The sequence below is a fragment of the Dyadobacter sp. SRI_021 genome (assembly GCF_057586235.1).
In genome coordinates this window covers 446,512-460,399 of sequence record NZ_JBYCZM010000005.1, presented here as the reverse complement: position 1 = coordinate 460,399, position 13,888 = coordinate 446,512, and the positions used below count along the sequence as shown (strand labels likewise).

Below are 13,888 nucleotides of genomic sequence, written 5' to 3'. Positions count from 1 at the left end.
ATGCAAACCAATAAACGTCCCCCTGCCTCGGTGCTCTTTATCTTCGGAGGAAGCGGGGACCTCAACTACCGGAAACTCACTCCCGCTCTCTATAACTTGTTTTTGGATAACTGGATGCCCGATCAGTTTGCAATCGCGGGTATCGGCCGGAGCGCTTATTCCAATGAAAAATACCATGAGCATTTGCTGGACGGCGTGACGAAATTCTCGCGCCGCAAGGGTAAGCAAAATGGTCACTGGACGGATTTCACGCAGCACGTTTCCTACCTGCAAATGGACGGGGACGATGCGGAAGCTTACCACAAGATCACCGATCTGGTTAAAGAGAAGGAAGAAGAATGGGGTGTGCATCCCAATGTGATCTTCTACCTCGCGGTGGCGCCTCAGCTTGTCCCTTCGATCGCTCAGAAACTGGGCGCATTGAAGCTCTGCGGGGATAAAAGCACGACCCGCATTGTAGTGGAGAAACCATTCGGGCACGACCTGGAAAGCGCTCACGAATTGAACCTGCTGCTTTCGAGCATGTTCGCCGAGGAGCAAATCTTTCGTATCGACCATTACCTGGGCAAAGAAACGGTTCAGAATATCCTTGCACTGCGTTTTGCGAATGCATTGTTCGAGCCGCTTTGGAACCGTAATTATATTGATCATATTCAGATCACGGCAGCGGAGGCAGTGGGTTTGGAAGGCCGCGGAGGCTATTTCGAGCACGCGGGTGCATTGCGCGACATGGTGCAGAACCACATTCTGCAAATCCTGTGTATGATCGCAATGGAACCGCCGGTGTCGTTCGATGCAAATGAGATCCGTAATAAAAAGGTGGATGTACTGAATGCGATCCGCCGCATTACCAAGGAGCAGGTACACGATTTCGCTGTTCGTGGACAATACTCGGGTGGCTGGAAAAAAGGTGAGAAAGTGGTCGGTTATCGGCAGGAAGAAGGCGTGAACCCGCAGTCGAATATTGATACATTCGCGGCGGTGAAGTTCTATATCGACAACTGGCGCTGGCAGGGCGTTCCTTTCTACGTTCGTACCGGTAAATACCTGAACCAGAAAGCGACCCATATTACACTGCATTTCAAACAGGCTCCGCATTATGCATTCCCGCCCGAATCTGCTGAGACCTGGCGTTCCAACCGTCTGACCATCAGCATTCAGCCAAATATGGATATCAGCATCCGCTTCCAGGCCAAGCGCCCGGGACAAACGATGATGCTCGATCCGGTGGATATGACTTTCGATTACGATGCAGCAGGGGAGCACGCACCAGAGGCGTACGAAACCTTACTTTTGGACGTAATGGAAGGCGATGCGACGCTGTTCATGCGTAATGACCAGGTGGATGCCGCGTGGAGAGTGATCATGCCGATCCTGGAAGCGTGGGAAAACCGCCCGCCGCAGGATTTCCCGAACTATGCACCTGATTCGTGGGGTCCGGACGCAGCCGACGCACTCATCGCCCGCGACGGACATACCTGGCTCAACCTGCCTCCAACCCCGTAAGCTATGGAGTTGCATATCGAGAAGGATACCAAAACATTAAGTGCCAGCCTTGCTGAATGGATTAATAATTACATTCAGCAAGTGCTTGCCAAACAGGACCGTTTCACGTTCGTGTTGTCGGGTGGAAGTACGCCAAAAGCATTGTACGCATTACTGGCCGAATCGCCTTACAAAGAGTCGATTCCCTGGGAGAAACTGCATTTCTTTTGGGGTGACGAGCGCGCGGTGCCGTTTGAGGATTCGCGGAATAATGCCAAAATGTGCTATGAAGAACTGCTGGATAAAGTGCCTGTGAAGGCTGAAAACATCCACATCATGCGCACAAATATAACTCCCGAAGAATCAGCTGCTGAATATGAGCAAATAGTAAAAAGCTATTTCGACGGCTCCGAAACGACTTTTGATTTCGTATTGCTCGGCATGGGAGATGACGGTCACACATTGTCACTGTTCCCGGGTACAAAGGTGATTCATGAACAAAATGCGCTAGCGACTTCATTTTTCCTGCAAGCCCAGGACATGTACCGCATTACGCTCACGGCCCCGGTTGTCAACAATGCAGCTTGCGTGGCGTTCCTGGCGGCTGGCGCTGGTAAGGCGGAAGTTTTGAAGCAGGTTTTGAAGGGAGATAGAAATATCGATCTCTATCCGTCACAGATCATTCAGCCTGTAAAAGGGCAATTGCACTGGTTTGTGGACGAAGCTGCGGCTGCATTGCTTTAAGATTATATTGTTATTCCAATTGCTGCGAAGCGCGTCGATCCGTCGGCGCGCTTCGTGCTGTTTATGGGGTTTTTGAAGCGCTTAACAATCCGCAGCGCCATTGGATAAAATCTAACGGCCCTTGGCTGAATAGCGTATTAATTTTACGCGAAACAAACCTCACTTACATGGTACACATTCTGAAAATCGCGGCGGTTATCATCGTGGTAACCTACGCGCTCCGGCTCGTCAATGCCCAGTCCGATTGGCTCGTTTTTGCCGGTTTGGCGATTGTCGGCGGCGCACTTTATTTCCTATATATTGTCCTGGGGCAAATCGTAAACCAATTGAAATCTAAACTATAAGCGAACATGAAGAGAAACATTATTATTGGAATTCTGACAACCATCGTATTCATCATGGCCCTCGCGATACAGCCGTTTTCGTTCGAAAATATCGACGCGGGTAATGTAGGTATCCGCATTAACCTGTACGGCAGCGAGAAAGGCGTCGACAATATCACCTTGGTGACGGGCCGCGTCTGGTATAACTCCTGGACGACCAAGATCGTGGAGTTTCCGACGTATACACAGAGTGTTGATTATGAATCCTTTGTGATCACGACCAAAGACGCCGCGGAATTCAAAGTGGACCCGAAATTGAACTACCACATTAACCCCGACAAAGTGCCGCAAATCTACCGCCAATACAGACGACCGTTAGTGGAAATCCAGCAGGGATTTATGAAAAACACCATCTACGACGCCTACCGAATTGTAGCGAACTCATTTACCTCCGATAGCGTCATGTCTAACCGGGAAGTTTTCGAAGACCGGGTTCAGAATGTTTTGACTAAAACACTGGGCAAAGACGGCTTCGTATATGACCAGCTGACATCAGCCATCACCCCGCCGCCATCTTTGAGGCAAATGATCGACGAAAAGAACGCCTCGATCCAGGCGCGTCTGAAAGCCGAAAACCAGGCGAAACAAGCCGAAGCGGAGGCTAAAGTCCTCATTGCCCGTGCGGAAGGGCAGGCGAAAGCTACACTAATCAAAGCCAAGGCGGAAGCGGAGGCCAACCAGTTGAGACAAAAAACACTGACGCCATTGCTTATACAGCAAGAATGGGTTGCCAAATGGAATGGCGTGCTGCCGACCACGAATGCGGGCGGTAGCACGAGTTTGATGTTGGGGATTAAGTAAGGCCAAACCAACAAAAGGCCCCGGAACGACCGTCCGCAGAAGCACGTAACTTCTACGGTTATCAGTTCCGGGGCGTTTTTTATTAGAATTTTTTGATAACACTTCCCGGCACAGTCAAATGGGCCGTGCTGTCGATCGAGGCATTGAAGCGTTTGAATATGTCCCTATCGCTTTGGAAAGAACTGGTGTCCGCCACCTGAATGTCCACATTCATAGGATTGTTGGAAGCGTGAAGGCGCAGGTAACCGTTATGCTTAATGTCAGCCTTGATTTCCAGGATTTGGGAACGCATGATCAGCATGCCGTCGCCATTCTGGTGAATGTCCAAATGAGGAGTTTTAGCACCCATAACCCTCGATCGAATCTGGTCGGAAGTGATACCTGCTAATTCCGGCGTGAACACATAAATCGACGGCCGCGACTCGTAATCCGCGCCGATGACCATGTTATTACGTTTCCAATCGTCTTTATAGAAGATCGTCAGCGTGTCGTTGGAGACTTTCCAATCGAGGAATTTTGGCTCGATGGTCATTTTCAGTTCAGGCGCTTTATCCGTCCGGATTTCCGTCAGCCCGAAACCGGTGCCGTGAAGTTTGACATATTTAAATGGTTTCAGCGGATGACTGGAAAAACCCACATAAGGATCAGTCTTGTCGATTTTTTCGAACTCGCCTTTTAGTATCCAATTGATACCCAGCGTGAATGCTATAAAAAGTGAGAGGGTCGAGAGAAAAAGTATATGGCTGGTCTTCATGATCTATTTGGTTAAAGGGTACATTTCTTCCACAAACTTCTCGTACCGCGCGCGTAGCTCATTGATATCTATGCCCAGTAGGTAGATATTTTTGAAGAACTCCGGCAGTTCGGTAGCGAGAAAGCGCTCCTTTTTGTAATCGAGGATTTTTTCAGCCGCCTTTTCGTCGGCAGAGTAACCAATGCCCCTTTTATTGAAGATGATCTCCTTGCCTTGCAGAAAGTCGTATGTTCTCATGACCGTGTTTGGATTAACTTCTATCATTGCAGCGAGGTCGCGAACCGAGGGAATGCGCTCGCCCGGCGGCCATTTGCCCAGCAGGATCTGCTCACAGATATAATCCGCGATTTGAAGGTAAATGGCCTGTTTGTCTTTAAATTCCATTGTTTTCAAATGTTAAATCTCCCGCTCTTTCAGCTGATAAAATGCGCACATCCAGAGCAGTATGATAAATGCCCCCGTAACGAGTTGCGCCATCAGCAAAAGATTGTCGGACAGCGGGAGGTAGTAGAAAATTGAGGCAAATCGCCATTTTGTTGCATTACCGTCTTCATTATAATACCACAATTTCCAGCCGCTCAACGGCAAGGCGGTCACTCTGGTGGGATTATCTGTGAAATTGATGGCAATCATCGTGTTGACGACGCTGACCACGAAGGCTATGCCTATCACGACGACCGCAGTTTTGATGTAAGCATTCTTTTTGAAAAAAATTGACCCGAAAAACACACAAGCGTGAATGCCGAAATACCCGAATGTGGTGTAATTCACAATATCGACGGGTATTGGGTGGTATTTGAAGGCTTGGTTGGTAAGCTTTGCGTTGGCTATTTCCAATGTGTAGTAGTGCAGCCACCAGTAAAAGCAAAACAGCGGAACGAGGAAAAGTAGGGTAAACAGCAGCGAGCTCAAAAACTTTTCAGTAGTCGAAGCCGGGATCATTAATCCGGAAATGCCGGTGGCGGAGCTTGTATATTGAGACAGCGCGCCGCTCGTAAACAAGCTGCCCCCGAAAAGAAGAATCAGGAATAATGAAAAAAAATGTAACACCTCCCTGAATCCGCTGAATTCGCGCGACATCGTAACGGGAACCATCAGAACGGTCATCGCGAAGGCCATCAGCGCTGCCATAAGTAAGTAATTCCGGCCTCTTTCAGCGATTTCCAGTCGAAAGGCCAATGTGAAACGGTGAATGTTAAAGATCTGGTTCATGGCTAATAAATGGGGGAAGAATGCACAGGGATCAGGAACGGGAGCACGTAACGCGCGAGCAAGCTCATGGCCGCAAGCAGGAATAGGATGAACAGGCGCATGGTCAGGCGAAGATTTTGCGGATACGGGCTGGATTTTCGAGTACTGCGTTGAACAGATGTTCCAGGTCCACGCGGCTTTCTTCCTGAGTAGAATTTTCGAAAACAGCCCGGTAACCACGCAAAGAAGGTTCGGAATACAACACGCGCTCGTCCAACTCGATACTCGACAGTTCGCGGAAGCAAAGACGTTCGGCGACGATATCGAGGCTGTGTTTGATCATGATCTTGCTGTCTTCGAGTATGACAATGGCGTCGATCAGGTTATCGAGGTCGCGGACCTGGTGGGTGGAAATCAGGATCAGCCGGTCTTTGTCCAGCGCCGAGGATACCAATCGGCGGAACTGGCTTTTGGATGGAATATCGAGGCCATTGGTAGGCTCGTCCATTATCAGCACCCGCGTATTGGTCGATAATGCGAATGCGATCAGTACCTTCTTTTTCTGCCCGTACGACATGCCTGTGAGCTTGTTGGCGACCGGAATATCGAGCTCGGCGATGTAGTTGCGAAATTGCGTTTCGTCGAATTTGGGATAAAAAGGCGCCATAAGGCTCAGGTACTTGTCAACCGTAACCGACGGAAGATAGATTTCCTCGGGAATGAAGAAAATGTCCTGCAAAAATGCCGGAAGCCGCTTTTTAGGTTCATAACCTACTACATCGATTTTACCCGCGAGCGGAAAGAGCAGCCCGGCCATATTCCGCAACAAACTGGATTTGCCTGCGCCGTTCTTGCCCAGCAGCCCGTAAATGTGGCCGGGTTCGAGGTGCAGGTCAAGATTTTCAAAAAGCATCTTGCGCTTGCTGTACCCGAATGACACCTGATTGAGTCGGATCATTTCATGATTGTTTTAGTGTTCTAGTTAAATAGTACACTGCAAATGTAAATATTGATTCTACATTCGCAACCATTGAGCGAAAATTTATTTTTGGATAAATACTGAAAAAAAAAGCTGTTTAAATGCCGGAGATCAGTCGATTATAATCTTCCCGGGTGTCGATATCGATGCTGCCTTGTGAAAATGCGTAGGCAGAAACGTCGTCGGCGTAGCGTTTGAAGAGCTTTTTTGCGCCCTCGGCGCCGGTGAGTTGGAGCAGGGCAGGGAAGTAGGAGGCTGCAAAAAATGCAGGTGTGCCGAGCGAATCGCTGTATCGGGAGGCTACGATACCTTTTGCAGTTTCTTCGAAATTGATAATTAATGCATTAAACACTTCCGTCGAAACAAACGGCTGGTCGCTTACCGTCAGAATCGCGCCTTTGACAAATTGATTACCTAATTGCAGCGTATTAATGCCGGTTTTAATGGAAGCCGACATCCCTTCCTGCCAGTCGGCGTTGAATGCCAGCTTGCAGGGCAAGTTTTTCAATTCTGTTTCAATTGCCTCCGCATTGGAGCCAGTAACAACGATCACGTTACTGCCGACCGTTGCCAGTGCCGCTTCTGCAATGTGCCGGATCAGACTTTTGCCTTGAAATTGCAGCAACTGCTTGGGCTCGCCGAGCCGGGAAGAATTGCCCGCAGCAAGGACTACAATGCCATATTCGTTGTGCGGCATGGCGGGTCAGGATGTTACGGTTTGTACTGCACAGAGAAAATCCTCTTTCTCTTCGCGGGTGTAATCGACGCGCTGATCGGAGCGGCTGTGGATCGGTTCCAGCTTTTCACGAAGCGAAAACCCAACCCGCCTGCCCAGCACGGCCTTGATTTCTGCCAGTATGGCCAATGCGATCTCTTCGGAGGTTTCTGCACCAATATCCAGCCCTACCGGCCCGTATACCTTGGCCTTTTGTTCGTCGGTAATCACCGTTCCTTCACTTTCCAACTCCGCATACATTCGTTCCAGCTTTTTCTTCGGGCCTAATGCGCCTACATACCGGCAAGTATCCACGGTTAGCAGCTGTTTCAGTAATGCGAGGTCGTAATTGTAATTGTGCGTCATGAGCACGACAAACGTCCGCTCATCGACGGTAATGTGCTTCAAAACATCCTCAGCACGCGATACCAGTACTTTCCCGGCTTTGGGAAACCGTTGCCGCGTGGCATGCCCGCTCCGGCCATCGACTACCGTAACATCCCAGCCCAGAACACTCGCCATTTCGGTGAGCGGTACCGTATCGTTGCCCGCGCCGGCGATAACGAGGGAAGGAGGGATGTTGAAATATTCAATGAATCCGGTCAGCGATTTATTCTCAAATGCCTTAAAAAATGAATCGCCCCGCTTGTAGGCTGCCTGTGTTTCGGAGAGCAGCTGGTCGTACATTTCAGCCTCAGTGCAGGTGCACGTTACCTGGTCGTCTGTCTGCAAATGCAGGAAGCAGGTACCGGGTTGCGCGCCCGTGCGGGAGTGCAGGGAGAACAATGTTACCAGGACCGCATTTTGCCGTTTGGCCAAAACCTTTTTCAATAGCTCTACCGGATTCTCGGCGTCGGCTGTCTGAATAGGTTCAAAAAGGATATGCACAATACCATTACAGCCGAGCTGGACACCCAGCGTGGTATCGTTTTCGTCGGTGGTATCGTAGGTTACCAGCTTGTTTTTCTGCTGTGAAATGGCCAGTAATGCCTTCCGCAGTGCATCGCCTTCGAGGCATCCGCCGCTGATAGCGCCGGTAAGCTGGCCGTCGTCGGTCACGAGCATCCGTGCGCCAGGGCGCCTGTACGAGGAGCCCTCCACATGCACGACCGTCGCGAGCGCCATGCGCTTTCCCGAAATCAATGCCTGCTCATACGACCGGATGATGTCCGTGATCTCTTTCATGGCGGTGTTGTTTTACAATCTTTGAAATAACGGAAACGGCGTGGTTTACATGCTCCTCCGTAGAAAATCTCCCGAAACTGAAACGGAACGAGTTATGGATGCGCTCGTCGGAAAACCCCATCGCTTTCAGTACATAACTCGGCTCCAAAGTGGCGGAGGTACACGCCGAGCTGCGCGAAAACGCCAGGTCGCTTCCCGCTTCGAATATCAGCTTTTCACCATCCACCTGCCCGAATGAAATGTTGGTACAATGCGGAAGCCTTCGTGCCTCCTCTGCGTTAATCTCAATGTCTTGCAGTACGAGTAAGTCCACTTCAAATGCGTTCCTGAGCGCAGCAACGCGCTTGCTCTCACGGGCCATTTCCGCACCGGCTATCTCACAGGCCCAGCCAAGCCCGACAATGCCAGGGACATTCAGTGTGCCGCTGCGCATATTCCGCTCGTGGCCGCCACCGTCGATTTGCGCGGTTAAGGTAATAGCAGGGTTCTTCTTGCGGACATATAATGCACCTACGCCTTTGGGGCCGTAGATTTTGTGCGCACTCAATGCCAGCAGGTCGATCCCGTCGTTCTGGACATTTACCGGGATCTTGCCGACAGCCTGCGTGGCGTCTGACAGGAATGGAATATGATGCTTTTTCGCGATGGCAGCTATTTCACGAACGGGCTGGATTACGCCTGTCTCGTTATTAGCATACATCACTGCAATGAGAATAGTGTGGTCGGTAATGGCATTTTCAAGTTCTGTGAGGTTAATGAGCCCATTTGCATCAACAGGCAGGTAGGTAACATTGCCGCCGAGGCGCTCGATGTGTTTGCATGTATCGAGCACAGCCTTGTGTTCGGTGCATACCGTGACCATGTGCTTTTCCGGCCGTGCGGAATTTTCAAAAACACCTTTAATGGCCAGGTTCACAGCCTCTGTAGCGCCGGATGTAAAAACAATCTCCTGCGGATGCGCGCCTATGAGGTTGGCGATCTGCTCCCGCGCGATGTCCACTGATTCTTCGGCTTCCCAGCCATAGGAATGCGTGCGGCTGGCCGCATTTCCGAACCTGTCCGAGAAATAGGGAAGCATCTCCTGTAAAACCCTCGGGTCCACAGGGGTGGTAGCGTTATTATCCAGGTAAACAGGTAATTTCAAGGGTAAAGGCTGGTTTTTATTTAAAAAAGCAAAACACGCGGGCTTAGTTCAAATTAAACAAAAAACCATCTCATTTTAAACATGAGATGGTTTCCAAAACTTAAACGAACAGGTTAACTATAATTATGAAAATCGGTATTCAGTTTGATGTTTTAATGAGGCGGTTAACATATAATGGTGTCATGGTCTGAGGTACTTCGAAAGGCGGGCATACAAGCCCCATTCCTTGGTATAGAACATGTAAATGGTGTATTTCAGCTTTTTAGGCAGCCGGTCCTCCCAGGTCTTTTTATTCAAATGAAACCTTTCTTCCCCGTCCTCGGCCACAAGTGCAGGCGGAACCAATAGCCGGTACGCACTCAGGAATGCATTTCCTGCGATATGTATGAGCGCCAGGCTTTTAAATCCCGCAGCTACTTCGATAAAAATGAGTCCCGTGTTGGCTATCGAAACGTAGGCAATGCGCCGTTTCACCGACGATTGAACCCTTGCAAACCCTGCCGCCATCGCAGCTGCACTTAGCCCGAGCAATCCAATGAGCACGCGGATGAAAAGCTGATGCTCCCAAAACGGGTAAGAACGCAGCAACAAAAACGTACCCATTTGTACCGTAAGTGTAGCCAGCAGAATCGCGCTTGCTGTTGCGGAATTCTCTATCGTTTGCGGCAGCCAAGAGGAAATCGGCAACTGCGACGCTTGCATGGAAGCCGTCACCAGTAACAGCAGTGAGACCATCGCCGCGCTTTCCCGCCCGAGGTGGTGGCTTGCCCACATGGCAAGGAGCAAGCCCACATCACCTAAGCGATATATAAAGAAGGCTTTCGCCGGAATGCCGAGCGTCGGGCCACCGAGTGTCGGGCCACCGAGTGTCGGGGCACCAGTGTTTTTAAAATCTCGGTGGAAGATAATGAGCAGAAATGAAGCGACGCCCATGATCTCCCAGCCGAGCAGCAACGTTTTTAAACCACCAGAAAAAATAGTGAACCCGTAACCCGCACAAAAAAGCACAACCGTGCATACAAAACGGAGCCAGTGCCTATGTCCACGCAGCGTTTCGTGGCCATTCCAGACGGCCAGAAGCGCCATAGCCAATCCGATGGCAAGATAGGCCAGCGTCAAACCGTCAAAATGGAAATCACTCCAAAACATACACTCATTCAAAAAAGCTATCGACGACCGGTATTAATCAGCAATGCGGCTTCACCAATCACCAGCCACCGATAGCGAATATTTTAATGGATCGGATTTATAGCCCGTCATTTGACCGTTTTTTAAGACCCTGAGCTCACGGGTGACCGGGTCGATCACTACCAGGTGCACCCATTCATTCATTATCCATTGCGCGGCAGGTTTTGGAGAATGCACCGCATTCAGCCGGTCGATCACTTTCACCACCGTTTCATGGAAATGCTCCACAATGCACAACAGGCGTATCGGTTCCAATCCTTCGATTAGTTCACTGGGCAGACCAATCCGTAAATCTCCGCGGGCACCATCAACCATTCCGAATAGGCCTATTATCCGGTCACTCAACGCATTGTCGGCATTCATGCCCGTAGCGCCCGTACGCGAGAAAAAGTATTCAAGATTGTCGGCACCCAGCGAGGGTACAACGGTTTCGAGTATCCTTTCCAGTTCCTGCCCGTCCCGATCGAGCGAAAAGTCGTAACTGTCCAGACAGGCCCGGTAGCCGGGCGGGGTGTCCCGTGCTACCGATAGTCTACCGATAATGCAAAGGGAGTTTGGTACGCTTATGCGTCCTGTTCCCGAAACGTGCCCGCTGTGCTGATTTGGCGACTTCCTGCATAATCCTGTCAGTATGTCCTCGTAATAACTCCATTCCACAGCTTCCTGCCAGATCGCGAGCACTTCGCTTTTTTCGCTGGCGGGAACCGGCGCAAATAAATCAGTCGGCTGGCTCGCCAGGTGCGAAGCCAGCGGCTTCCAATGCTTGCCAAGGCGGTCGTCCAATACGTCTATTTCCAGGAGCAATTCAAACACGATCAACTCCCGGAGCGTAATATGGCCGCCGTTGGGCAGCCTGTTATGGCTATTTTCGAACGTTGCTACCAGTCCCGACCAGCCCTTGTGGGCAAATTGCTGATCGAAAAGATACTGTTTGAAAAGTGCCTCTTCACCCACAATGATAGCGAGCAAGTCGCTGATCGACGGGGCCTGCAAAAGCAGCTTACGTGCCCGGGGCGTATTGAATGCGCTGATAAAGCTGTTCGACTCCACTTCGCGCATGGAATCGAGAAAGCCTTGTCCGTGTACCGGGAATGACCAGTCCGAAACGCCATAGTCAAGAAAGCTGCCCAAAATCCGGAACAATCTCGGATGGACAAGGGCATCCAAATCAGCGTTATATTGCTTTTGCCAGTTGGCCCTCAACCGGCCTATCCGGGGAGTAGCGTCGACCGTTTCGCTCGCAACCGGAAATTTCTTCATTAATACCTTGTTCTGCCATTCAAAGGTCTTTGCATCCCCTTTTTTCTCGACCAGCACTTTTTCCAGGACATCGGCTTTTACTCTTTTGGAGTTGTAAAGCGAACGATATTCTTCCAGGGAAAGCCAGGTTTGGTAACCCAGCATTTCGGACGCGTGCCGCAGCGCGTCGTGAAAGTGAAGGCCCTGAAATGCCCCCAACGGATTCCGGTGGGTAAGTACCCTGCCTGGTGACAATGCCGGCAAAAATCGCTTCAATTCATGCAGTACCGCGTGTTCGTCGAAAGAGTTGTTCCGGGCTGTCATGTGCAGAAACTGGTAGCGTTTTACAAAGTCTTTTTGCCGACCGGTTGGGGCAGAAGCCATCCCCGGTTTTCGTTGCTCAAAGGAGCCAAACAGCAATTAAAACGCAATTAAACAAGCCTTAAAATGCGGTTAAAATTGGTTAAAATGAAGATTATCAGATGGTAATGCTATTTCCGTAAAAGCGGGTTGCCGCTGGATTATTAATGGAAGAAATGGGGCGTTAAATGAAACTATTTCTTTAATTTTGTGTTTTACTCTACAATGTTAGTAGATTAATGTTTCATTCTTTAAACCTTCACCATTATGTCACTTCGATTAGGAGATATCGCACCGGACTTTGAAGCAAATACCACGCAAGGGCCCATCAAATTCCACGAATGGCTGGGAGATAGCTGGGGATTGTTGTTCTCTCACCCTGCCGACTTTACTCCCGTTTGTACAACCGAATTGGGTAAAACGGCGCTTTTGAAAGGTGAGTTTGAGAAACGCAATGTGAAAGTACTGGCTGTGAGCGTCGACGACCTGGATTCACATCACCGCTGGATTCCGGATATTAATGAAGTAAATAATACCGAGGTGAACTTCCCGATCATTGCTGACGAAGGCCGCCAGGTAGCGCAGCTGTACGACATGATCCACCCGAACGCCAGCGAAAAAGCAACTGTACGCTCGGTATTCGTGATTGGTCCGGATAAGAAAATCAAATTGACGCTTACTTACCCTGCGTCGACAGGCCGTAACTTTAATGAAATCCTCCGTGTAGTGGATTCACTCCAACTGACTGCCAACTATTCCGTAGCCACACCGGCCGACTGGAAAGATGGTGAAGACGTGATTGTTGTACCTGCGGTAAGCACCGAAGACGCGCAGAAGAAGTTTACAAAGGGTTTGAATATCGTGAAGCCATACCTTCGCTACACACCGCAGCCGAATAAGTAAATTTTCGGTTGAATGGAAAAGCGGATGCCTCTTTCGGGACATCCGCTTTTTTATTAACTGTTGCTTTCGCTCTCGATCACTTCCTCGGGTACGATCATCTCCTCTCCATAATAGATCATGTGCCGTGCGCCCTGGTAGTAGAACCAAATAGAGAGCGACATCGGGATGTGGGCAATGTCATTATAGTTGAACCAATCGCCGAAACTGAATTTCAATGCGTGGAAGCCGGCAGCTATTGCGCCCATGAGCGTCGCGAGGAAGATATTCTTGCTGCCCGGGTCCTTTTTCTTTTTATATACATAAATCTCGATCATGAAGAGCATCAGGAACAGTCCGTAAAATGCGTGCACTTCCACAATCCTGAAATCAAGGGTAATAAACGTCAATACGAAAAATATGACGAGTTCGAGATAGTTCAGCCAACCCAGAATGAGCCCATTCCGACGGTGAAGGAGTGGTTTGATATGCCATATAGCCGCACGTTCGAATAAGGCTACGGCAATCATGCTCGCGAACCAACCTGGTATTTTACCGACTTTGCCGGTCATGTACAAAAAGCCATGGCCCAGGATCCCTCCGATAGCCGTGGCAATGGCCATGAAAAGGAAGAAATACTGGATTTGCTTGTACATGCGGTGCGCACGCCCGAGTTTGTTGAGATGGAAAAAAGCGTAGATACAGACAGCAGTCATTACAAGGCTCGACAGTACGGTCGAGGGCTCCATAATGGTTATTCCGAATAGTTTTATCTGGTGGACTTTGCTAAAATCTATGACGACATCATTCATGAACAGAAGAGTAAGTTAGCGCATACCGA

Annotated in this window: 15 protein-coding genes; 5 read left to right on the top strand and 10 right to left on the bottom strand. The window is 49.8% G+C overall.

Annotated features, from left to right (window positions below; translation table 11 throughout):
- From zwf to AC2YIT_RS18085, 4 genes are all read left to right on the top strand, one after another.
- Complete coding sequence (gene zwf, locus AC2YIT_RS18100) at nucleotides 1-1,506, top strand: glucose-6-phosphate dehydrogenase (RefSeq protein WP_430851039.1); 1,506 nt, start codon at nucleotides 1-3, stop codon at nucleotides 1,504-1,506.
- A 3-nt stretch (nucleotides 1,507-1,509) separates the two neighbouring features.
- Nucleotides 1,510-2,229 (top strand): 6-phosphogluconolactonase, encoded by a 720-nt coding sequence (pgl, locus tag AC2YIT_RS18095; RefSeq protein ID WP_487280094.1) that lies wholly within the window; start codon nucleotides 1,510-1,512, stop codon nucleotides 2,227-2,229.
- A 167-nt stretch (nucleotides 2,230-2,396) separates the two neighbouring features.
- A complete protein-coding gene (locus AC2YIT_RS18090; RefSeq protein WP_487280093.1) occupies nucleotides 2,397-2,573 on the top strand; it encodes a hypothetical protein in 177 nt (58 codons plus the stop codon).
- Nucleotides 2,574-2,579: 6 nt separating this feature from the next.
- Complete coding sequence (locus AC2YIT_RS18085) at nucleotides 2,580-3,413, top strand: SPFH domain-containing protein (protein ID WP_487280092.1); 834 nt, start codon at nucleotides 2,580-2,582, stop codon at nucleotides 3,411-3,413.
- 82 nt (nucleotides 3,414-3,495) lie between these two features.
- Here the strand turns inward: AC2YIT_RS18085 and AC2YIT_RS18080 are convergent, their stop codons facing one another.
- The 9 genes from AC2YIT_RS18080 to AC2YIT_RS18040 form a co-directional block, all read right to left on the bottom strand.
- Complete coding sequence (locus tag AC2YIT_RS18080) at nucleotides 3,496-4,167, bottom strand: hypothetical protein (RefSeq protein ID WP_487280091.1); 672 nt, start codon at nucleotides 4,165-4,167, stop codon at nucleotides 3,496-3,498.
- A 3-nt stretch (nucleotides 4,168-4,170) separates the two neighbouring features.
- Nucleotides 4,171-4,551: a GntR family transcriptional regulator gene (locus AC2YIT_RS18075; RefSeq protein WP_430851049.1), complete on the bottom strand. Its 381-nt coding sequence runs from the start codon at nucleotides 4,549-4,551 to the stop codon at nucleotides 4,171-4,173.
- Nucleotides 4,552-4,563: 12 nt separating this feature from the next.
- Nucleotides 4,564-5,379 (bottom strand): hypothetical protein, encoded by an 816-nt coding sequence (locus AC2YIT_RS18070; RefSeq protein WP_430851051.1) that lies wholly within the window; start codon nucleotides 5,377-5,379, stop codon nucleotides 4,564-4,566.
- 103 nt (nucleotides 5,380-5,482) lie between these two features.
- A complete protein-coding gene (locus AC2YIT_RS18065; protein ID WP_430851053.1) occupies nucleotides 5,483-6,316 on the bottom strand; it encodes an ABC transporter ATP-binding protein in 834 nt (277 codons plus the stop codon).
- Nucleotides 6,317-6,434: 118 nt separating this feature from the next.
- The gene (locus AC2YIT_RS18060; protein ID WP_487280090.1) at nucleotides 6,435-7,034 is read right to left on the bottom strand and encodes a nucleotidyltransferase family protein; all 600 of its coding nucleotides are present in this window, start codon (nucleotides 7,032-7,034) and stop codon (nucleotides 6,435-6,437) included.
- A 6-nt stretch (nucleotides 7,035-7,040) separates the two neighbouring features.
- Nucleotides 7,041-8,237 (bottom strand): XdhC family protein, encoded by a 1,197-nt coding sequence (locus AC2YIT_RS18055; protein ID WP_487280089.1) that lies wholly within the window; start codon nucleotides 8,235-8,237, stop codon nucleotides 7,041-7,043.
- Complete coding sequence (locus AC2YIT_RS18050; protein ID WP_487280088.1) at nucleotides 8,203-9,381, bottom strand: cysteine desulfurase family protein; 1,179 nt, start codon at nucleotides 9,379-9,381, stop codon at nucleotides 8,203-8,205. The genes AC2YIT_RS18055 and AC2YIT_RS18050 overlap by 35 nt, the downstream gene beginning before the upstream one ends.
- A 180-nt stretch (nucleotides 9,382-9,561) precedes the next feature.
- Nucleotides 9,562-10,530 carry a proton-conducting transporter transmembrane domain-containing protein gene (locus AC2YIT_RS18045; RefSeq protein WP_487280087.1) on the bottom strand — a complete coding sequence of 323 codons (969 nt, stop codon included), beginning with the start codon at nucleotides 10,528-10,530 and terminating at the stop codon, nucleotides 9,562-9,564.
- 51 nt (nucleotides 10,531-10,581) lie between these two features.
- On the bottom strand, nucleotides 10,582-12,192 hold the full coding sequence (locus tag AC2YIT_RS18040) for a putative inorganic carbon transporter subunit DabA (RefSeq protein WP_487280086.1): 1,611 nt from the start codon (nucleotides 12,190-12,192) through the stop codon (nucleotides 10,582-10,584).
- A 243-nt stretch (nucleotides 12,193-12,435) separates the two neighbouring features.
- Between AC2YIT_RS18040 and AC2YIT_RS18035 the strand changes: the two genes are divergently transcribed.
- Entirely contained in the window at nucleotides 12,436-13,071 is a 636-nt protein-coding gene (locus AC2YIT_RS18035) for a peroxiredoxin (protein WP_430851066.1), read from the top strand.
- Nucleotides 13,072-13,124: 53 nt separating this feature from the next.
- Here AC2YIT_RS18035 and AC2YIT_RS18030 read toward each other — a convergent pair whose 3' ends face one another.
- Nucleotides 13,125-13,796, bottom strand: coding sequence for a DUF6962 family protein (locus tag AC2YIT_RS18030; protein WP_430851068.1), 672 nt, complete (start codon nucleotides 13,794-13,796; stop codon nucleotides 13,125-13,127).
- Nucleotides 13,797-13,888: the final 92 nt, after the last annotated feature.